Here is a 21,466-nt window from a genome sequence, read left to right as displayed (position 1 = left end):
CCGATCAATTGAAATAAGGAGAGATGTGGTGGCATTAAATGTCGGTCAAGATTTTAAACAGCGCTGGTTAAATGTACCTGAGGCTGTTCGTCAGGCATTTATTGATGACCTACACCGCGTCTGCAATGTCCTCAAACCTGAAACCAATATTCATAAGTGGCTGGAAAAAGATAAAGAAGCCCAGCAGCAGTCTTATGAAAAAATTGAACGTGCCTATGTCGAACGTAAGGCCCAGCTGATTGAAGAAGCGCGTTTGCGCAAGCAACGTGCCCTGGAACAGTCGCTGGAAAATAAGCGCGCCGAGCAGGCTGCTTATGCACGGGCATTACAGTTAGATGAAGAAAGACAATTTGCCGAACAAACCCATACCCTGGCTTTGATTCGTCAAAATATAGAGCACGAAACGCAAACCTATACTGCACGTTACCACAAGAACCCTGCCGGCCCGGCCCTGAATTTTGCCAAGGGCATGTTCCCGATGGCTGACCATGAAATATTATCGGAGCTGGAAAGCCTGCGTTTACGTCTGGAACTGGAAGCGGAAACGCTGATTGAGCAAGCGGTGACCGTGTTTCGTGCCAAGCTGCATCAGGCCAGTCAGGAAGAAATTGAATATATTTTAAAGAATTCGAATTTATCTTCGGAAAAACCTGCATCTTGAGGTTTCATCCTCGGTATTTCAGGTCTTCTTTAAACAATCCCTTTCGGTCACTGCTGTCCCATAGTTGAATTCCAGGTGTTAGAGTTGTGAGTGTGGCAAGGATGCCACACAGTCCCCATCACGACAGGACGTCGTGTATGGGGAATAAAGACTTGTGCCTACTTTTGGTCTGTCAAAAGTAGGGTTCAGCCTACACAAAGTTACTTAAACTTTTAAAGAAAAGACAAGGCTGTGAAAAAATTAAATATAAATAAATATCAAATATTTAAATATAAAATACCATCATATTGATTCCGTGCTGAAATAAAATTCAAATTATGGAATAGCCCTGCAATTTTGGTGGGCTTTTTCTTGGCTCTATAATGTGAAATGAGGCTGAAATCCAAAGTATTCAAAATTAAAACAGGTCCACGGCAAGACCCAGCATATTCCCGGCGCCGTAACCTATCCCCAATAACACGGCAATCCAGATGAAACCGCCGGCCACGTTATACAGCATAAAACTCCAGAGATTCATATGCCCTGCCCCTGCAGCGAAGGGTGCAAACGAACGTACGAACGGCACAAATCGGGCCACCAGAATGGTTTTACCGCCATGCTTGGTAAAATAATGGTTGGTTTTTACAATATAGGCCGGTTTTAAGTAGCGTGAATGTTCATGGAAAAACTTAAATCCCAAGATTTGCCCGGTATAATAATTGACGATATAGCCCAGTACCGCAGCACTAAACAGCAACAATCCCATGGTGTTTAAATGGATCACATCTGTGGTTGAGCAGAGAGCCCCTATCGCAATCAACAGGCTGTCCCCCGGCAAGAAGAACATAAACACAGAACCGGTTTCTGCAAAGATAATCAGAAATAAAATGGCATAGATCCACAGACCATACTGATCCAGTAAAGTCGGTAACCATTGTTCGATATGCATTATAAAATCAAGCATTTACCGATACCCTTTGCCATCTTGATATGTGCATCACAGATTAAAAACCATCGCTCATCAATAAAAAAACAGCCTGACTTTTCAGTCAGACTGTTTTCTATTTTAGGATGTTTTACTTCAAGAAGCCATTTTCTGCCAGAAAAGCCATACTTATTTTTGACTGTTCTGTGGTGTCGGCAGCCTTGTCACCCAGCATTAAACGCTCGATATAACGCGCTAACACATCGACTTCCAGATTCACTTTTGCTCCGGTTTTCCAGGTGCCAATATTGGTACGTTCTGCCGTATGCGGAATCAGGTTCAGGCTAATAATATTGCCACGCAGGTGGTTAATGGTCAGACTAATGCCATCTACCGTGACCGAGCCTTTCTCTGCCAGATATTTGGCAATTTCCGCCGGAGCCGTAACCTCATAATAAATGGAACGAGCATCTTCACGTACCAGCGTGATTTCACCGACCGCATCGACATGACCACTGACGATATGTCCGCCAAAACGGGTGGTCGGCAACATGGCTTTTTCCACATTAACCGGCTGCCCCACTTTCCAGGTACCTAAAGTAGTTCGATTCAGACTTTCACGTGAAACGTCAGCGGCATACCAGTTTTTGCCCCATTCAATCACAGTCAGGCAGATCCCGTTGGTGGCAATCGAATCGCCCAAATGCACATCAGACATGTCGAGGTCGGTGCCAATACGCAGACGCACATCACCACCCACATTTTGCAAGCTTTCTACTTTACCTAGACTTTCAATAATGCCTGTAAACATAACTTTTTCTCTAATTCTGCCGTTGTTTTACCACAATGCCAGTTGCGTACTTACACCGGTCGTATCCACACCGCCAAGTTCAGCAAAATGATACAGCTGACCCAAGAGTTGGCGTAATGGCGGACCCGATTTGGCATGGGTATCGGTGATGACAATAAATTCTAGCACACGTGCGCGCTCTGACTGGCGCTGCTTGCTCACCCGGTAGCGCGGTACATCTTGGGTCAGCAAGGTGACGCGACCACGCTTCAAGTTAGCCTGCAGCAAATCGCCCGCTTCAATATTACCATCGGTCGAATAGCTGGTCAGAATATAACGTGCATTAATGGTTGCCAATAATTTTTCATAGGCTTCTTTGGCATGCTTGGAAGAATTGTACTGGCTCGGACGCTCTTTACGCCACGCCCGGTCAATCCCGCTTTTAAAGCCTTTGGTGTCTGGACTCGGCAAATCGACCTGATCCCACAGCGTCAAGGCATTCAATACATGATAGTTACTGCTATAGGCATGCTGGTTATACGGCGGATCCAGATAAGCGATATCGACTTCAAAATGACTCATCTGGTTGGCCAGATGCTGGGCATCAACACACCACATTTCCGCGGCCGGTTTTTTCGGGTCGCCGATTTCACAGAAACGGCTTGGGGTCAGCCAGAGTAAGGATTCAATCCGTTCCAAAGCAGTTTGGGTTTTACCGCCCCAGCCATGGTGGAAGCTTTTAAATACCCCAGAAGTATTACTGACGAAACTGGCCGAATACAGCAAGGGAGCCAGCAATGCCGACATTTCCACATCATCAATCGCACCTTGTGCCTGCCAGGTGGCAATCTGCTGGCGGATGGCATCAATACGCATGCCATTACGGCGTTTGAAGAACAGCCGGTCGCGAGTCGGATCATAGATTTCGTCATTGCGCGGACACAGGTTATGCGTCACCCAACCCTTCACTTCAGGCAAACGGTTCAGATAATCAATGGCTTTTTGATAACCGCCCAACTCTTTAAATGCGGGGGCTTCGACACAGGATAAAATCGCATTGTTCAAAGCATGACTGTAGGGTTCCCAGTCATTGGCAATGACCCGATAGCCATTTTGTCGCGCCAGACGCGAAACCACACCGGAACCGGCAAAAAAGTCGGCAAAAATCGGGGCCCGGCCATTGTGGCTATTCAAGGTTCCCGTACTCTCAAGGGCTTCCAAAATCAGATGCAATAAACGGCGTTTATTCCCCAAATATGGAACAAGCTGATTGAAAAGGTATTCATCTGTAGTACGCGCTGAATGACGACGTTTATGATAAACCGAAGACTCTGAATTCATACTGTCTCTTGAGAAGGGATTAACCTTAAGCGCACATCATTCCCGACTTGGGTCAGGTCTATGAGCTTAAATCGAAGTTGCTCTGCCATGCGGTCAAATTCCGCATTAAACATCGCACGAGCGGTTTGACCTAAAAAGGTCGGTGCAACATAGCTGATCATTTCATCCACCAGCCGCTCCTGCAAAAAGGCCGTGGATAATGTTGCCCCTGCTTCCACCAGCACATCATAAATTTGATGCTGGGTAAATAAGGTCTGTAGCACGTCTTTTAAAGGCTGTACTGCAAATTGTAGCACGCCTAAATCGGCCAGTTCCTGACGGAAAGGCCCCATCACCATGACTGTTTCAGGTTGCTGGAGTATTTTTGCATTCAGCGGTAAACGTCCCTGACGATCCAGCACCAGACGTTTGGGCTGAACCACCGTGCTGATATCTGCAACACCATTCAGCTGACGCACATTCAGCTGACAGTCATCGGCAAGTACCGTTTCTATGCCCGTAATGACAACACCGGAAATGGCGCGCCAGTGCTGTACATCCTGACGGGCCTCGCTTCCAGTAATCCATTTCGATTCACCAGAAGCCATCGCTGTGCGGCCATCCAGACTGGAAGCCACTTTTAGACGTACATAAGGCATGCCGCTGGCCATGGCTTTTAAAAAACCGCGATTGAGCTGTGCTGCATCCTGTTCACAGATACCCATTTCAACTGCAATGCCGGCATCTTTTAGAATTTGTACACCCTTGCCAGCGACCAAAGGATTCGGATCAGGACAGGCAACAATGACTTTTGCAATTCCAGCTTCGACCAGGCCTTTGGCACACGGCGGTGTACGGCCATAATGCGCACACGGCTCCAAAGTCACATACGCCGTTGCACCTTTGGCTTGTTCACCGGCCTGGCGCATGGCAAACACTTCCGCATGCGGTTGCCCGGCCTTCGGATGAAAGCCCTCCCCAACCAGTTGACCATCTTTCACGATGACACAGCCGACATTAGGATTGGGTTTAGTTGAATATTGTCCGAGTCGTGCCAATTCAATTGCACGTTGCATCCAGGCTTGATCTTGTTGGGAGTTTTGATTTAACTCAGACATTAAATTGCTCTTGGAAAATAAATCTTAGTGTTCGCGCTGTTGCATCTGTTCAATTTGACGACGGAAGGCTTCAACATCCTGGAAATCCTGGTAAACCGAGGCAAAACGGACGTAAGCGACATGGTCTAAGGCAAATAAAGCCTGCATGACAATTTCACCAATGGTACGTGATTTGACATCCCGCTCACCTAAACGGCGAATCTGTAACTGGATATCACTGAGGACGGTTTCGATCTGTTCCTGGGTCACCGGACGTTTTTGCAAGGCATGCATCAGGGAACGGCGCATTTTTGCTTCGTCGAACGGTTCGCTCTTGCCATCGGATTTGATCACCCGGGGCATGACCACTTCATAAGTTTCAAAGGTGGTAAAACGTTCTCCACAGCTGATACATTCACGACGTCGACGAATCTGGCAACCTTCGGCAGCCAAACGCGAATCGATCACTTTACTATCTGCGGCGTTGCAAAATGGACAATGCATAGCGGTTTAATTGAACAAATCAAATCGGATTTAGAGTGTAGCAAAAATTCTGCCCTTTGTAGAGGCTTACGCAAGATATGGAAAAAAAACAGCCCTGACGGGCTGTTTTACACAATATATTGATTATGAGTTTTTATCTTATTCTACACGTTCGCCATGTTGACTCAGGTCAAGACCCATACGTTCGTCATCATTCGCCACACGGATACCCATCACCAGATCAATCACTTTCAGAATGATGAAGGTCAATACTGCAGAGTAAGCGATGGTTGCCAATACACCTTCAAGTTGTACCCATAATTGATGCATCATATCTGTCGGTACTTTATCGCCCATAATGAATTCACTGGCAAATACCGCAGTCAGGATTGCACCCACAATACCACCTACACCATGCAGACCAAAGGCATCCAGAGAGTCATCCGCTTTCAGTGCACGTTTAAGCGCTGTAATACCCCAGAAGCACACCACACCACCGATCAAACCCATCGCCAATGCACCGCCTACAGTCACGAAACCTGCTGCCGGCGTAATGACCACCAAACCTGCAACTGCGCCAGATGCACCACCCAATACAGAAGCTTTACCACGAATCACTTTTTCAGTGATCAACCAGGCAATGGCTGCTGCCGCTGCTGCAACTTGGGTTACGATCAAAGCATAACCTGCTGAACCGTTTGCGCCGAGTGCAGAACCGCCATTGAAGCCAAACCAGCCGACCCATACCAGACTTGCACCAATTACGGTTAAAGTCAGGTTATGCGGAGCCATCGATTCACGGCCCAAGCCCATACGTTTACCCAGCATGTAAGCAGCAACCAGACCTGCAACACCCGAGTTGATATGCACCACCGTACCACCAGCAAAGTCGAGTGCGCCATCATTCGCTAACCAGCCGCCACCCCATACCCAGTGGGTAATTGGCGCGTAAACCACGATGCTCCAAATGGTAATGAATGCCACGAAAGCTCCAAATTTCATACGTTCTGCAATCGCACCGGTAATAATGGCTACAGTAATGATGGCAAAGGTCATTTGGAAAATGACAAACAGAATTTCTGGAATCGTTCCTGTTAAGGCATCTGTGGTAATGCCGGATAGCATGATTTTATCCAGATTACCAATAAAAGCATTGCCACTGCCAAAGGCCAGGGTATAACCAATCACCACCCAGGTAATACTGACAACGGCTGCCGCAACAAAGCTATGTGCCATGGTGCCCAGTACGTTTTTCTTACGAACCATACCGCCGTAAAATAATGCGAGTCCCGGAATGGTCATCAATAAAACCAGAGCTGTAGACACTAAAATCCATGAGGTGTCACCTGTATCTAATTTTGGTTCTTCTTCGGCAGGTGCTGCTGGTTCAGCTGGAGCAGGGGCTGCAGCCAATTCGGAATTTGTTGTTAAAGATGGATCAGTAGTTTCAGTGACTACTACATTTTCAGAAGGAGTGGATGCTGCTGTTAGCGCTTCTTCAGCCCATGCAACAGAACCACCTAAAAGTGCGCCAGATAAACTCAACGCAATGAGCATTTTTTTCATTCGTATCCCCCAACCTAGTTTTTTTGAGTTATTAGCTACTCAGCAAACTTCATGCCAAATTAAACAGCATCTGCACCTGTTTCACCGGTACGGATACGGATGACTTGTTCTAAATTAGTAACGAAAATTTTACCGTCACCAATTTTACCTGTGCTTGCCACACGCGTAATCGATTCAATGACTGAATCCACCATTTCATCGCTAATCGCGATTTCAATTTTTACTTTAGGCAAAAAATCAACAACATATTCTGCACCACGGTAAAGTTCAGTGTGACCTTTTTGACGACCAAAGCCTTTGACTTCAGTTACGGTGATCCCTTGAACACCAATGTCAGAGAGTGCTTCACGCACGTCATCCAATTTAAAGGGTTTTACAATTGCAGTTACGAGCTTCATGTTTGTTTTCCTTCGGCTTCTTTCACCAGTAAGGTTTTATGTTCAAATTTCGTGCCAAAAATTCTAAGGTTGGGGGAAATAGAAACTTTGACACGAGTTTTCTTTATAACCTATTTTATACTTTTAGATGTAGTCTGAGTTTTAAAAACTAGACATTTTTACTATAAAATTAACGATTTTACACATCGGATAAAGCTATATCCGGTCGAGTGGGGCTATGGTCCGGGTAGGAGCGATGTTACACTAGCGCCACTTCTCCATCCTTATATGGACACTGCAATGATTGAAACCTTATTACAAGCCATAATGGAACAACTTGATCAACCGAAAAAAGATGTCGAACATAATTTACGGGCCTTACTGAATGAAGCCGTCAGCAAGATGGATCTGGTTTCCAAAGATGAAATTGAACGTCAACGTACTGCACTCAATAATGCCAATTTACGTTTGAATGAACTGCTTAAACAAGTTGAAACTTTAGAAATTAAAATCAAGAACAATAAATAAGCACTTTTCTAGTGCACAAAAAGACCAAAAACGATTAAAAATAACGCACTACAATGGAACAATAATAAATGTCTTTTGCGAAAATCTATACTCGAGGTCTGCTTGGACTTCATGCGCCTTTAATTGAGGTGGAAGTTCATGTCAGTCAGGGTTTACCCTCTTTAACCATTGTCGGACTACCTGAAGCAGCAGTTCGTGAAAGTAAAGACCGGGTACGTTCTGCCATTATTAATAGTGGTTTCCAGTTTCCCACCAAACGTCTCACCATCAACCTGGCGCCTGCAGACTTACCCAAAGATGGCTCACGACTGGATTTGCCGATTGCTTTGGGAATTCTTATTGCGTCAGGGCAACTCCCTGAAAATGTGACAGATCATTTGGAATTTATTGGTGAGTTGGCCCTGGACGGTCAACTTCGTCCCATCAGCGGTATTTTAAGCATTGCCATTGCCTGCCAGCAGTCTGGACATCAACTGATTTTGCCGCAGCAGAATGCCCAAGATGCCTCGCAACTGCCCGGTTTTGAAGTGTTTGCGGCCCATCATCTGAAAGATGTCTGTGAACATTTATCTAGCCAGTATCCGCTTCCACAATATCAGGCCAATACCACCAGCCCTATTGACCAATATAAATTTGATTTAGCCGATGTCAAAGGCCAATTGCGTCCGCGACGTGCTTTAGAAATTGCTGCAGCGGGCGGCCATTCTTTATTGTTTAAGGGACCTCCAGGAACCGGAAAAACCCTGTTGGCTTCACGGCTGGCCAGTATTTTACCGCCTCTGGACATGCAGGAAAATCTGGAAGTTGCCAGTATTTACTCGGTTGCCAACAGCTCACATCCCTTTGGGCAGCGCCCTTTTCGTGCACCGCATCATACCGCTTCCGCGATTGCCTTGGTCGGTGGCGGTTCACATCCCAAACCCGGTGAAATTACCCTGGCGCATTTGGGCGTATTGTTTTTAGATGAGCTGCCTGAATTTGATCGCAAGGTTCTGGAAGTATTAAGACAACCGCTGGAATCTAAAGAAATTGTGATCTCACGTGCCTCCAGGCAAATTACCTTTCCGGCAAACTTTCAACTGATTGCTGCAATGAATCCCTGCCCTTGTGGTTATGCCTTTAATCAGGATATACGCTGTCAATGTTCAGCGGATGCGATTAAACGTTATCAAAATCGCATTTCAGGTCCACTCCTGGACCGGATTGACCTGCATATTGACGTGCCGCCTTTACAAGCACATGAATTGCAAGATACATCACCGGTTGAAAATTCACAGACAGTGCGACAACGGGTGATTCAGGCCTATGAACAGCAGATGCAACGGCAACAATGCCTGAACCATGCTTTAACGCCCCAACAGCTGGAGCAGTTTGCCTGTCTCGATGCACAGGCACAGAAAATTATGGAAACCGCACAGCAACGCCTAAACCTGTCTGCCCGTGCTTATCATCGGGTATTACGCGTTGCGAGAAGCATTGCCGATTTATCGCAACATACCGCGATTCAAAGCCAGCATTTAACCGAAGCGTTGTCCTATCGGGCACAACAGGGCTAATCCCAAATGCATAATTTACTGATTCGTAGTGAACATCCTGCTGATCATGCGGAAATTGCCCAGGTGATTGAACAGGCCTTTAAAACGCAGCCCTATTCCAGTCATAACGAACAATTCATTGTCGCCGCACTGCGCAAGGCCAATGCGCTGACCATTTCTTTGGTGGCTGTTTTAAATCAGCAGATCGTCGGACATTTGGCTATTTCACCGGTACTGATTTCTTCCGGGGTGCAAGGCTGGTATGGCTTGGGGCCTGTCGCTGTTTTGCCGGAATGGCAACTGCAAGGAATCGGTTCAGCACTCATCCGGTCGGCTTTGGTTCAATTAAAAACTCATGCAGCCAAAGGCTGTGTAGTTTTAGGTGATCCGGATTTTTATTCTGAATTTGGTTTTAAAGCTGTATCTGATCTGATTTTAGACAATGTTCCGGCCGAATACTTTCAGGCTTTGTCTTTTGATGAGGATATACCTCAAGGTCATGTGAGCTATCATGCTGCATTTTCTGCCCCATGAGCAAAATAAAGCATGGCCTTGCGGTTAGTGTAAGGGACAACATGTCAGCCCCCTCAATCATCTCCATAAAAAAACCTCCAAAGTACAACTTTGAAGGTTTTTTAATCATTTCAAATTAGAATGCTTTGGTTAAGGTAAAGACCGCCCCTGTCTCTACACCACGATTTTCAGGATCAATATCCGTACCAATCGCAGCCAATTCGGCAGTTAGGCCCTCAACGGAAGCGAATGAATAGGTTACCCCAGCTTTCCAGTCAAAATAGCTGTCCTCACTGCCAAAATAATTTTCATCCGCCAGCGTATAACCCAGTGCAGCAACACCGCCAAAGCCAGCAGCAAAAGGTACAGAATACGTTGCATTCAGGTACCATGCATCAGTGTCTAAGCCCAGGAAATCATTGGTATAGTTCACTGCTGTTAATAGACTTGCACCTTCTGTCAACACGTCATTGAAGGTCAATTTACCGTATAATTCCAACCAGTTTAAGTCACTTTCACTTGGATAGGCGTAATACCACAAACCTACATCCAGTAACGGTTTATTGGCAAAGCTATCTAAAGTCGTTGCAAAACCGATGTAAGGGTCTAGCTCAATGTGTGCTGTACCGCCAAAATCAACATTTGAACCCCACACCCCTGCATATAGGCCGGAGTCATGAGATAAAACAAAACCTGCTTGTACGGCTGGATCATTGAAGGTTTGCGTCATACCACGATAACGGTAGTCCGAGGTTATTGCTGCAGTTCCACTTACAGATAAGCCGAATGGTGAGGCTGGTGTTTCATCTGCAAAAGTGAAGCTAGACGCTGTTGCAACCACAGCTAAAGATAATGCTTTAAAAGTAAATTTCATTCTTGGATTCCCCCTACATCGTAGCACGATGCTATGTTTGGTTATTTCGTTAGACTCATATCAGAGTTAGCAATAGCTATGCCAAAAACAGAATTCAGCCTTTAAAAAGACAGTCATAAAAAAATATATAATTTTAAATAATTGTTTTTATTATTTTTTTATTTATAAAGATAAATTTCCTATATCTGCAGAACAGCCAAGAATGCTAACCACATAGGACTGATATGAGCTTGACTCGACCATCCTATAAAATTCATATTTACTTACATCACGCCTCTTTTTAAGGCTATTTTTTCACCTGTTTTTTTAATTATGCATAAAAAAAGTGCACAATTTTAAGGCAAACTGTACACTTTCAATTATTTTAACCTGTCAGGAAGTTATAAATTAAAAATTAAAGCCCAAACCACTGATGGTCAAAATCTGTATCAAAATAGTCCTTGCCTCCCATCCCATAATCTACAGAAGCAGTCACTCCAGAATTGGCTATTGCTTTAGTTAAACCGAAACGCACTTCCTTGCAAGCCCCATCACTTTTCGTTTCAATCCTGCTGTCATCACGGCTGTTCTTATCAATAGACGTACCAACCGAAGTGTTCAACATAAAATTTGCGGTAAAGTATAACGATAAGCTGCTGTTAAATACCTATCTCCTGCATGACCCAAAGAAGCCTCCATCAACATCACTGCCGTGCTTAACGTTAAATCCTTATAAGCCAGTTTGCCCAGTACATCAAATGCGGTGGTTTTAGGTTTATCGCTATGTTCACCCTATCCCGTACCGCCATTTTGATCGTTATAAACGGCAGCTTGAACTTTATAGCTCCAATCCTGGTTCAGTGTCGTGCTATACACGACATAAAAATAACGCAATTTTGTGTGAAATTTTCAGCATTACATCTTCTTATAAAACCTGCTTGAGATTCTTGTTTAATGATAAATTCAGCTGTGAATTCTAAAAACTTTTATACTTTTTGGTTAATTTCTTTAAATCATTATCTTCTTACTTCTCTGCTACTAAAAACCAATAAAACCACCTAATATTGAATTAAAATCGAGTGTATTTTCAAAAAAATGAGATGACTTTTACACAAATATGAAATTTTTTAAAGTTTAAGGCTTTTCCTCTCGCTTTCTACCGAAAATCAATCATTCAGCCTCTCGAATCAATATTAGACTAAAGTTTAAAGCAGAAAAATTTCATAAATTTACCCTTAAATAGGGAATTTCGACTCGCTATTAGTGATCAGAATTACACGACAAATTATTTATACTTTAAATATATTATTGTTTTATAAAATAATTTTTAAAAATAGCAAACCTTAAATATTTTTATTGACTAAAAGATATAAAATCACATTAAAAAATATTTAACTTTAGTTAAATAAAATGTATTAAAAAATGATTTTTTTGCGATACATTATGTATACAATTCCTTTCATTTCCTTCTCCCATTTTGTATAAGGCTCTCTCCCAATGCAAAAATCACAAAAACTTACTTTAGCAGTTTTAATTCAGGCTGCATTAATCTCAACAGCATATGCAAGCGAGCAAAGCGAGTCTAAAGGCTTTGTTGAGGATGCTGAAGGCTCTGTACTTTTCCGTACCGGTTATATCAATCGTGACAAGAAAGCACCTGGTGTTAAAGATCAAAGTTCTGCTGCACAATCTGCTATCGTCAAACTCGAGTCTGGTTTTACCCAAGGTGTGGTAGGTTTTGGTGTAAATGTGGTTGGTGATGCTTCATTTAAACTGGGCGAAAACAAAAATGCGAATAATGGCATGATTCCTAAGCATGCACCGACTGCAGAAAATCCAAATGGTGATGCTTATGATCATTGGGCTCGTGGTGGTGCAAGTGTCAAAGCACGTATTTCAAATACAACTGTTGAGTACGGTACTCAAGTATTAGATATCCCTGTTCTTGCAAGTAATACAGGCCGTATGGTTCCTGAATATTTCACCGGTGTGCTTGCAACAAGCCACGAAATTGAAAATTTGGAAGTTATTGCGGGTAAATTCACTAAAAACCAGTATTCAGATCAAATCAACACTGATGGTGAAAACTTAGACCGTGCAGTAGTTTGGGGCGCAAAATACAAATTTAATGATGCTTTAAATGCATCGTACTATGGCTTAGATAGCAAAAATAAATTAGAGCGTCATTACGTAAATGCCAACTATAAACAAGCCTTGGCTAACGACAGCTCACTCACTTATGACTTCAGCGGTTATCACACTGAGTTTGATGAACAAGCCGCTACTTATTCTTCAACAATTGGCAATAAAGATGTTTCCGGTCGAAGCAACAATATTTGGGCAATTTCAGGCACTTATAATACTGGTCCACACAATGTCATGTTGGCTTACCAACAAAATACTGGCAACACTGGGTATGATTACGGCCAAAATGCTGACGGCTACCAAAGTATTTACTTGCCAAACTCTTACTTGTCTGACTTCGTCGGCAACCATGAGAAATCAGCACAAGTTCAATATACCTATGACTTTGGCGCAATGAAGGTTCCGGGCTTAACCTGGACTACTGCTTATGTCTATGGTTGGGACATCAATGTTGCTGGTAAAACAGGCGAAGGTAAAGAAAATGAATTCTTTAACCAAGTGAAATACACTGTTCAAAGCGGTTTTGCCAAAGATGCCAGCTTGCGTGTACGTAACTCAATCTATCGTGCCAACGATGTGTATGACAGTGCTTACATTGGCGATACCAACGAATGGCGTTTATTCTTAGATATTCCTGTGAAATTATTCTAATTCCACAGCTTTATTTAAGGGAAATAAAAAACCTGCACAATGTGCAGGTTTTTTTGTGTAAGCCTTTCAGGCTAAATTCGAAACAAACAATTATTTGTTTGCTTCTGCATAAGCTGCAATTGAGCTAAGCACTTCTTGTTTTGCAACGTCAGCACCTTCCCAACCACTTAACTTCACCCATTTTCCTGGCTCTAAGTCTTTGTAGTGTTGGAAGAAGTGTTCGATTTGGCTGATCAAAAGCGGAGGAAGATCGGTATATTCCTGAACGTCTTTATAGATTGGCGTTAATTTGTCGTGTGGAACTGCAACCAGTTTCGCATCAACACCACCGTCATCTTCCATGTTCAATTTGCCCACAGGACGGCAACGAATCACTGAACCTGGTTCAACCGGGTGTGGAGTCACAACCAATACGTCTAATGGATCGCCATCAAGAGACAAGGTGTTTGGCACATAACCGTAGTTTGCCGGGTAGAACATTGCAGTACCCATAAAGCGGTCTACAAATAATGCATCAGAATCTTTGTCGATTTCGTATTTGATTGGTGCTGCATTTGCAGGAATTTCAATAATTACATAGATGTCGTTTGGTGCATCTTTACCCGCTGGGATATTGCTGTAGCTCATAGCATCACTCTTTAACAAGTTAAATCTTTTTTAAACCGCAACGATTATAACGGTTTTTGCGTATTAAATAACTTTTCGATTATACATCTGCTGGATGAAAATATGTATTTGCACATTTTCAGGCTCAGGTGGTTAATTTAATCACCAGCAGCAGCAGGAAAATCGGACAAAGCAAGGACAAGGTCCAGATAATGGAACGCAAAGTGGCCCAATTGGCTAAATAGCAGATGCCGTAGAAAATACGGAGTAAAATATAGGCCATACCAAAGGTCATGATCAGGTTTTGAGAAACCACCATATATTCTGCCATTAAAATCGAGGCAATAAATAAGGGTAAACTTTCAAAACTGTTTTGTTGTACCGCATTGGCACGTGCGGCCAAACCTGTGGTTCTAGCCAGAAATTCACGCGGGTTCTGGTTATCTCGTGCTTTAAAACCTGCTGCTTTTTTTGCAATTGCGGTAAAAACGTAAGGCAATAAACATGCGATTAAGATGAGATAAATTATTCCGCTAATGCTTTGCATCTCATTTTTCTCATTAAGATTTTATGCTGCCTATCATAGCATGGTGTTTTCGCAATATTTTTTGTAAATTATAGTGTTTTTATAAATGAGCAATAAGGATCCATGATGGTTAATCCTGATCAAGAGAAAATGTTTGATGTACTTGAAAAGCAGCGCCAGCATCAACTTAAAGTGGATCGGATACTCAAAGTCGTATTGCCGATTGTCGGATTTTTACTTTCGGTCATGTGCGCCAATTTCAATCGGCTTTCCCTTATTTTCACCATTGTTATTTCAATTCTCGCGCTTTGGATGGTGGGAATTAAACGTCAGGCCCTGTGGATATGGACTACCGTCGTTGCGTTCTACTGCTTGCTTGATAATTTATATAGTTTTGGTGCATTTGATTTAAAGCGATACGTTTATCAATTCGGTAGCATCACGACCTTTCTATGGATTACGGGTATAGCACGTCCCTATATTGATCGATGGATGTTGAAAGATTAAAGCCCAAATAAAAAAGCGCCGATCACGGCGCTTTTTTATTGCAGTATTTATGCAGTTTTACGCAAGTCTTTACGCAAGATTTTACCCACGTTGGACTTTGGCAATTCATCTATAAACTCAACATAACGTGGGCGTTTGTAGCCGGTTAAGTTTTCTTTAGCGAAAGCAAGTACTTCTTCTGTGGTGAGTGACGGCTCTTTTTTCACTACAAACAGTTTAGGCACTTCACCTGATTTTTCGTCAGGTACACCAATCGCAGCAACTTCCAGCACTTTAGGGTGCTTAGAAATTACTTCTTCAATTTCTGAAGGATAAACGTTAAAGCCAGACACCAAGATCATGTCTTTTTTACGATCGACAATCTTGATATAGCCGCGAGCATCCATGATACCGATATCACCGGTACGGAAGAAACCGTTGATCATCACTTTTTCAGTTTCATCTGGACGGTTCCAGTAACCTTTCATGACTTGTGGACCACGAATAGAGATTTCACCCTGTTCGCCAAGCGGCACTTCATTGCCGTCATCATCCAAAATAGCCACTTCAGTCAACGGTAATGGAATACCAATGGTACCGCTAAATTCAGTGGATTGCGGTGGATTGGCTGTTGCAACAGGTGAAGTTTCAGATAAACCGTAACCTTCAATAATATTCGTACCGGTAACTTTCTTCCATGCTTCAGCAGTAGAAGGCAATACCGCCATACCACCGCCCATCGCCATTTTCAGTTTGCTATGGTCAAGCTGTTTGAATTCTTCATTATTTACCAAGGCATTAAACAGGGTGTTTACTGCCGGGAAGAATGACGGCTGGTATTTACGCAGTTCTTTCATTACCGCTGGCAAGTCACGCGGGTTTGGAATAAGCACGTTCGCCTGACCTTTATACATGCCGTACAATGCACATACCATGAATGCAAAGATGTGATAAAGCGGCAAGGCACAGAAAATGCGGTCATCCGGTTGCCCATCTTGAGCACCAAATTTACTTTGGAAAATACCGTCACACTGCAACATGTTCGCAACCAGATTGCGATGCGTCAGTTCAGCACCTTTCGAAACACCCGTGGTTCCGCCGGTATATTGAAGTACGGCTGTATCACTCAGTGTAAGATTAGGACGTTTATAGTTGCTTGGATTCACTTTAGACATTGCCGCGTTAAAGCGGATATGTCCTGGAATATTCCAGGCTGGAATTTGCTTACGTACCGAACGTAACACAAAATTCACTAATGTACCTTTTAAGGCACCCAGCATGTCGCCCACAGAGGCAACAACCACGTGCTTCACAGGAGTTTTACCAATAATCGCCTGGTAAACAGAGGCAAAGTTTTCAATAATCACCAGCACTTCAGAACCAGAGTCATTTAACTGATGCTCAAGTTCACGAGAAGTATAAAGCGGGTTCACGTTTACAAGGACTAGACCTGCACGGAAAATCCCCAATGCGACAACAGGATATTGAAGGACGTTTGGCATCATCACCGCCACACGTGTACCTTTTGCCAAACCTAAACTTTGCAGATAAGTCGCAAATTTACGGCTTGCTTCTTCCAACTCACTAAAAGTGAGAACTTTATCCATAAAAATAAAGGCGTCACGTGAGCCAAATTTCTGGAAATTGCGCTCAAATACATCAACCAATGAGGTATTTTCAGCTGGTAATTCTACAGTTTCCGGAATCCCGGTCTTCTGGTATTCAGCGAACCAAATCTTTTCCATAATGCCTATCACTCCAATCTTAATCCTTAGTTTTTAAACTGTTTTTTTCTTTGCTGAACCTGGTTTTTTCCTTTTGTATTGTTCAACAAAGCATCCATTTGCACGAATTACACCATATATAGCCTATTTCGTATTGGGGATGCTAGTTTTATCTTTGAATGAACAGTTTATTTGCTTTTTGATATCCTCGTGGTAAGAGTTGACCTTTAGTGCCTCGCTTACCAATATATTTTTGAAGATCATCACCTTTTAGTTTTAATTGTTGCTGTCCAGCAACCACTTGAATTATTTCATCTAAATTTAACATTGTCATGGATACGATTTGATCTTTTGCCTCGAGTTGTATCAATTTGTTACCTTTACCCTTACTCAGGCTTGGCAATTCTGACAAATCGACCACCAGCATTCGGCCGGCTGAACTGAGTAAGGCCACATGAGTCGCCTGTTCTACTGCTTGCAGTGGCATCGCTTTGCTATCGTCAGGCACAGTCAGAAAGGATTTACCTGCCTTGGCATTGGTATCCAGTTGTTTCGCCTGGGTTTTAAAACCATAGCCTTTGGAACTTAAGGCCAGAATTTCAGCTTCATCCTCGGCAATAAACACCTGAAGGAACCCCACCCCGCTGGCCGGAGAAAGTTTGGAACTTAAAGGTTCACCCAAACCCCGTGCCGATGGCAGCGTGTTAATGGCCAGTGCATAACTGCGACCGGTTTCGTCCAGCACATAGACTTTCTGATTGGATTTACCTTGGGCATGACTTAAATATTGGTCACCGGCACGGAAATTCAGGTTTTCGGCATCGACCTCATGACCTTTGGCAGAACGGATCCAGCCTGCTTCAGACAACACGACCGTTACAGGATCGGCCGGCAACATGTCCTGTTCATTAATGGCAAGTGCCTCGGCACGACGCACGATTGGTGAACGGCGGTCATCACCGAATTTTTTCGCATCTTCTTTCAGCTCATTAATGATCAATGCTTTTAAAGATTCAGGATTGGCCAGCTGCTCGCGGATAATGGCAGCACGCGCTTCCAGCTCTTCCTGTTCACGGCGCATTTCCATTTCTTCAAGTCTGGCCAAATGACGTAACTTGAGTTCTAAAATGGCTTCGGCCTGAATTTCGTCAATATTGAAATGGGACATCAGCACCGGTTTGGGCTGATCTTCTTCACGAATAATGCGAATCACTTCATCAATATTTAAATAGGCAATGATCAGACCCGCGAGAATGTGCAGGCGTTTTTCAATTTTATTTAAATGGTATTGCAGACGGCGCGTCACTGTGGTTTTACGGATTTCAATCCATTCCAGCAAAATGCGGCGAATCGATTTCACTTGTGGACGGCCATCAGCACCAATCATGTTCATGTTGACGCGATAGCTGGATTCCAGATCGGTCGTCGCAAATAAATGGCTCATCACTGCTTCGGCATCAATGCGGTTGGAACGCAGCACGATCACCAGACGGGTTGGATTCTGATGATCCGATTCGTCCCGCAAGTCACTGACCAAAGGCAGTTTTTTTGCCTGCATCTGATCGGCAATCTGGGTAATGACCTTGGAACCCGACACCTGATACGGCAGGTCGGTAATCACGATTTCATTTTTTTCAACTTTATACACCGCACGCATACGGTAACTGCCACGTCCTGTGGTCTGTACTTTAAGCAGTTCTTCAGGGGCAGTAATAATTTCGGCTTTGGTCGGCAAATCTGGGGCTGGAATATATTCCGCCACTTTTTCATCGGACAGGTTCGGATTGCGAATCAGGGCAATGGTGCCTTTCACCACTTCACGCAGGTTATGCGGTGGAATGTCGGTAGCCATCCCCACGGCAATCCCGGTGGTGCCGTTCAATAAAATATTGGGCACACGCGCAGGCAAGTTCACTGGCTCTTTCAGGGAACCATCAAAGTTGTCCTGCCAGTCACAGGTACCCTGCCCCAGTTCAGACAACAGCACTTCGCTGTATTGCGACAGTTTGGCTTCGGTATAACGCATTGCCGCAAAGGATTTCGGGTCATCCGGCGAACCCCAGTTGCCTTGACCTTCAATAAAAGGATAACGGTAACTGAATGGCTGTGCCATCAGCACCATGGCTTCATAACAGGCAGAATCACCATGCGGATGGTACTTACCCAGTACATCACCGACGGTACGGGCAGATTTTTTCGGCTTGCCGCTATGCTTTAAGCCCAGTTCACTCATGGCATAGACAATACGGCGCTGTACCGGTTTTAAACCGTCACTGATATGCGGCAATGCACGGTCCATAATCACGTACATGGCATAGTTAAGGTAAGCTTGTTCAGTAAATTCGGCTACGGAACGATTTTCTGTCGCATGATGCACAAGGCTGGTCATAAAAGCGTGAAATCCTAAATAATTCGTTTTTGTATCTACGTTGTTATGCTATGTCGCAGCTGCGGACTACACAAGGGCAGTAACCCACACTCTGCGACAAATTGTGTCTTATGGACTAAAAATATCCATTTTATAAGGGTCAATCAACTAAAAAATCGGCAATTTTATAAGCCAATCGACTCTAAAGTTTTACCTTTAGTTTCTTCACCCAGCAGCAGAATGATCAGCGCTACGGCAATTAAAACGGCGGTAAACATCATAAAGACATAGCTGAAACCTTGCTCCATAACCATCATATGCGTCACAGCAAAGGGAGCCAGAATACCGCCAATACGACCAATCGCTCCGGCCCAGCCTGAACCGAAGGCACGGATATTGGCTGGATACTGTTCTGGTGTATAAGTATATAAAACGCCCCACGCGCCCAGGTTAAAGAAGGACATCAAACAGCCCCACAGCACAATCTGGGTCACATTGTCGGACTGGCCAAAGAAATAGGCCGACACCGCACACATGGCAATGAAACCGGCCAGGGTTGCCTTGCGTCCGAGTTTTTCCACCAGCCATGCTGCAGCAATATAACCCGGCAACTGGGCCAGAATCATTACCAGCACATACTCAAAAGACTGCACGATGGTATAGCCTTCTTTGACCAGTAAACTTGGTAGCCAGGTGAAAATGCCATAATAAGAAAATACGATACCAAACCAGATTAACCACAGCATGAGGGTACGGCGGGCAAAAATGCCGGACCAAAGTTGAGAGAAGCTAATGTCATGCTTTTCAGCCACCGGTTTGACTTCAAAAATTTCAATGACTTCCACGCCACATTGCGCTTCAATTTTTTTGACCAAGGCATGCGCTTCTTTATGTCGCCCCCGGTTAATTAAATAGGGAACGGATTCAGGTACTATTTTCCAGATCACGATGGCATACAGTGCAGGAATACCCCCAATCAGGAAAGCGGCATGCCAGCCAAAATCGGGAATCACAAAACGTGAAACCAGCGCCGCAACCAGCCAGCCCAAACCCCAAAAACTTTCCAGCAGCACAATAAAGCGTCCGCGGACATGGGCTGGAATATATTCACTTACCAGCGTTACGGCCACAGGTAGCTGACCACCCAATCCAAGCCCCACAATAAAACGAAACACCAGCAGCCAGGTCAGGTTCGGCGCAAAAGCGCAAGCCGCAGTTGCCAGGCTATAAATGACCAGAGTGGAAGCAAAGACTGTTTTACGTCCCCAGCGATCCGCAAGACCGCCTGAACACACCGCCCCAATCGCCATTCCAATAAAACCAATGGAAACCACCCAGCTTTTATCATCCGGCGTCATGGCCCAGTCTTCGGCCATTTTGGCCAGAATAAAGGAAATTAATCCGGTATCCATGGCATCAAACATCCAGCCCAGACCAATCACCCATAGCAAGGTATAGTGAAACTTACCAATCGGTAAACGCTGTATACGTGAGACTAAATCCATAACAAGAGCTCTGATTTGGTGAAAGAATGCATGCTGCTTTCCCAACAGGATTTATTGTTGTATTAATTTTTATACGCCAATTTGCAGATGATGACCGCTCATTTCGTCGGTCATTCATCATATTAAGGCAATATTCTAGGAAGCATCTTTGGAAGATGCAGACTGGTCGTCGTCATCTTTATAGATAAATTTCGGCATTTCCAGACCAAAATAAATAGCGATGCAGCGCAAAGAGAAACCGAAGATCAAGGTCGAAATGACCGTGATTTCCAGCGAGAAGCCAATTTCCTGACAAATCCAGTAACAAATTACGGAAACAAAGGAAATACTGGCATACAGTTCACGGCGGAACACCAACGGCACATCGTTACACAGAATATCGCGCAGAATACCGCCGGAAACGCCGGTCAGGACGCCAGCGACTGCGGAAACCACAAAACCATGCCCCATCTCCAGGGCAATCTGACAGCCAATGATGGTAAAACCGATTAAACCCAGGGCATCAAGAATCAGGAAGATGGAACGTAAATGGCGCATCCATTTGGCAATCAGGATGGTGACAAAGGCAGCACAACAGGTCAGCACCAGATATTCCGGATGCTTGACCCAGGTCAGCGGATAATGCCCAAGCAATACATCCCGGACCGAACCACCGCCCAGCGCAGTCACGCAGGCAATCAGCGTTACCCCAAACCAATCCATACTACGCCGACCTGCCGACAGTGCTCCTGTCATGGCTTCAGCCGTAATCGCAATAATATAAATGACCAATAGCAACATTGCCCTGCTTCCACTGAGGGTTATCGATGCGCGCTATTCTAAGGCAAA

Annotated in this window: 21 protein-coding genes; 6 read left to right on the top strand and 15 right to left on the bottom strand. The window is 44.2% G+C overall.

The genetic code is table 11. The annotated features are described in order from the left end of the window. The first annotated feature begins 25 nt into the window (after positions 1-25). Positions 26-661 carry a hypothetical protein gene (locus H4I94_RS01265; RefSeq protein WP_261181116.1) on the top strand — a complete coding sequence of 212 codons (636 nt, stop codon included), beginning with the start codon at positions 26-28 and terminating at the stop codon, positions 659-661. A 397-nt stretch (positions 662-1,058) separates the two neighbouring features. On the opposite strand, the gene H4I94_RS01260 is transcribed toward H4I94_RS01265, so the two are convergent. The 7 genes from H4I94_RS01260 to glnK form a co-directional block, all read right to left on the bottom strand. Next, positions 1,059-1,604, bottom strand: a complete 546-nt coding sequence (locus H4I94_RS01260; RefSeq protein ID WP_261181113.1) for a VTT domain-containing protein — start codon at positions 1,602-1,604, stop codon at positions 1,059-1,061. A 112-nt stretch (positions 1,605-1,716) separates the two neighbouring features. Next, a complete protein-coding gene (locus tag H4I94_RS01255) occupies positions 1,717-2,376 on the bottom strand; it encodes a riboflavin synthase (RefSeq protein ID WP_261181112.1) in 660 nt (219 codons plus the stop codon). A 27-nt stretch (positions 2,377-2,403) separates the two neighbouring features. Further along, positions 2,404-3,696 carry a DNA adenine methylase gene (locus H4I94_RS01250; protein WP_261181103.1) on the bottom strand — a complete coding sequence of 431 codons (1,293 nt, stop codon included), beginning with the start codon at positions 3,694-3,696 and terminating at the stop codon, positions 2,404-2,406. Then, the gene (gene ribD / locus H4I94_RS01245) at positions 3,693-4,793 is read right to left on the bottom strand and encodes a bifunctional diaminohydroxyphosphoribosylaminopyrimidine deaminase/5-amino-6-(5-phosphoribosylamino)uracil reductase RibD (protein WP_261181102.1); all 1,101 of its coding nucleotides are present in this window, start codon (positions 4,791-4,793) and stop codon (positions 3,693-3,695) included. The genes H4I94_RS01250 and ribD overlap by 4 nt, the downstream gene beginning before the upstream one ends. Positions 4,794-4,817: 24 nt before the next feature. Then, entirely contained in the window at positions 4,818-5,276 is a 459-nt protein-coding gene (gene nrdR, locus H4I94_RS01240; protein WP_086174158.1) for a transcriptional regulator NrdR, read from the bottom strand. A 138-nt stretch (positions 5,277-5,414) separates the two neighbouring features. Next, entirely contained in the window at positions 5,415-6,821 is a 1,407-nt protein-coding gene (locus H4I94_RS01235; protein WP_261181101.1) for an ammonium transporter, read from the bottom strand. 59 nt (positions 6,822-6,880) lie between these two features. Continuing rightward, the gene (glnK, locus tag H4I94_RS01230; protein ID WP_086174160.1) at positions 6,881-7,219 is read right to left on the bottom strand and encodes a P-II family nitrogen regulator; all 339 of its coding nucleotides are present in this window, start codon (positions 7,217-7,219) and stop codon (positions 6,881-6,883) included. 279 nt (positions 7,220-7,498) lie between these two features. Here glnK and H4I94_RS01225 point away from each other — a divergent pair, with 279 nt between their 5' ends. From H4I94_RS01225 to H4I94_RS01215, 3 genes are all read left to right on the top strand, one after another. Beyond that, a complete protein-coding gene (locus H4I94_RS01225) occupies positions 7,499-7,726 on the top strand; it encodes an accessory factor UbiK family protein (RefSeq protein WP_131272995.1) in 228 nt (75 codons plus the stop codon). 68 nt (positions 7,727-7,794) lie between these two features. Next, positions 7,795-9,282, top strand: coding sequence for a YifB family Mg chelatase-like AAA ATPase (locus tag H4I94_RS01220; protein ID WP_261181099.1), 1,488 nt, complete (start codon positions 7,795-7,797; stop codon positions 9,280-9,282). A 6-nt stretch (positions 9,283-9,288) separates the two neighbouring features. Further along, the gene (locus H4I94_RS01215) at positions 9,289-9,795 is read left to right on the top strand and encodes a GNAT family N-acetyltransferase (protein WP_261181098.1); all 507 of its coding nucleotides are present in this window, start codon (positions 9,289-9,291) and stop codon (positions 9,793-9,795) included. A gap of 115 nt (positions 9,796-9,910) precedes the next feature. Here H4I94_RS01215 and H4I94_RS01210 read toward each other — a convergent pair whose 3' ends face one another. Further along, positions 9,911-10,648, bottom strand: a complete 738-nt coding sequence (locus tag H4I94_RS01210) for a TorF family putative porin (protein ID WP_261181087.1) — start codon at positions 10,646-10,648, stop codon at positions 9,911-9,913. Between the two features lie 394 nt (positions 10,649-11,042). Beyond that, entirely contained in the window at positions 11,043-11,252 is a 210-nt protein-coding gene (locus tag H4I94_RS01205) for a hypothetical protein (RefSeq protein ID WP_261181081.1), read from the bottom strand. Between the two features lie 872 nt (positions 11,253-12,124). Here H4I94_RS01205 and H4I94_RS01200 point away from each other — a divergent pair. Next, positions 12,125-13,423 (top strand): OprD family porin, encoded by a 1,299-nt coding sequence (locus H4I94_RS01200; RefSeq protein ID WP_261181079.1) that lies wholly within the window; start codon positions 12,125-12,127, stop codon positions 13,421-13,423. Positions 13,424-13,513: 90 nt separating this feature from the next. On the opposite strand, the gene ppa is transcribed toward H4I94_RS01200, so the two are convergent. Then, positions 13,514-14,050, bottom strand: coding sequence for an inorganic diphosphatase (gene ppa / locus H4I94_RS01195; protein ID WP_005233448.1), 537 nt, complete (start codon positions 14,048-14,050; stop codon positions 13,514-13,516). 124 nt (positions 14,051-14,174) lie between these two features. Then, complete coding sequence (locus tag H4I94_RS01190; RefSeq protein WP_092819223.1) at positions 14,175-14,576, bottom strand: MAPEG family protein; 402 nt, start codon at positions 14,574-14,576, stop codon at positions 14,175-14,177. Positions 14,577-14,681: 105 nt separating this feature from the next. On the opposite strand from H4I94_RS01190, the gene H4I94_RS01185 reads away from it, so the two are divergent. Continuing rightward, positions 14,682-15,062 (top strand): hypothetical protein, encoded by a 381-nt coding sequence (locus H4I94_RS01185; RefSeq protein ID WP_092819224.1) that lies wholly within the window; start codon positions 14,682-14,684, stop codon positions 15,060-15,062. Positions 15,063-15,109: 47 nt separating this feature from the next. On the opposite strand, the gene H4I94_RS01180 is transcribed toward H4I94_RS01185, so the two are convergent. From H4I94_RS01180 to H4I94_RS01165, 4 genes are all read right to left on the bottom strand, one after another. Beyond that, positions 15,110-16,786, bottom strand: coding sequence for an AMP-binding protein (locus tag H4I94_RS01180; protein ID WP_131272999.1), 1,677 nt, complete (start codon positions 16,784-16,786; stop codon positions 15,110-15,112). A 148-nt stretch (positions 16,787-16,934) separates the two neighbouring features. After that, the gene (gene parC, locus H4I94_RS01175; protein WP_092819226.1) at positions 16,935-19,154 is read right to left on the bottom strand and encodes a DNA topoisomerase IV subunit A; all 2,220 of its coding nucleotides are present in this window, start codon (positions 19,152-19,154) and stop codon (positions 16,935-16,937) included. A 164-nt stretch (positions 19,155-19,318) separates the two neighbouring features. After that, the gene (locus H4I94_RS01170; protein WP_092819227.1) at positions 19,319-20,638 is read right to left on the bottom strand and encodes an MFS transporter; all 1,320 of its coding nucleotides are present in this window, start codon (positions 20,636-20,638) and stop codon (positions 19,319-19,321) included. 135 nt (positions 20,639-20,773) lie between these two features. Further along, the gene (locus H4I94_RS01165; RefSeq protein WP_261181073.1) at positions 20,774-21,418 is read right to left on the bottom strand and encodes a trimeric intracellular cation channel family protein; all 645 of its coding nucleotides are present in this window, start codon (positions 21,416-21,418) and stop codon (positions 20,774-20,776) included. Between the last annotated feature and the right edge of the window lie 48 nt (positions 21,419-21,466).

Source organism: Acinetobacter sp. T_3_1, assembly GCF_025377055.1.
Classification (GTDB): domain Bacteria; phylum Pseudomonadota; class Gammaproteobacteria; order Pseudomonadales; family Moraxellaceae; genus Acinetobacter; species Acinetobacter kookii.
This window is presented reverse-complemented; position numbering and strand designations above follow the sequence as displayed.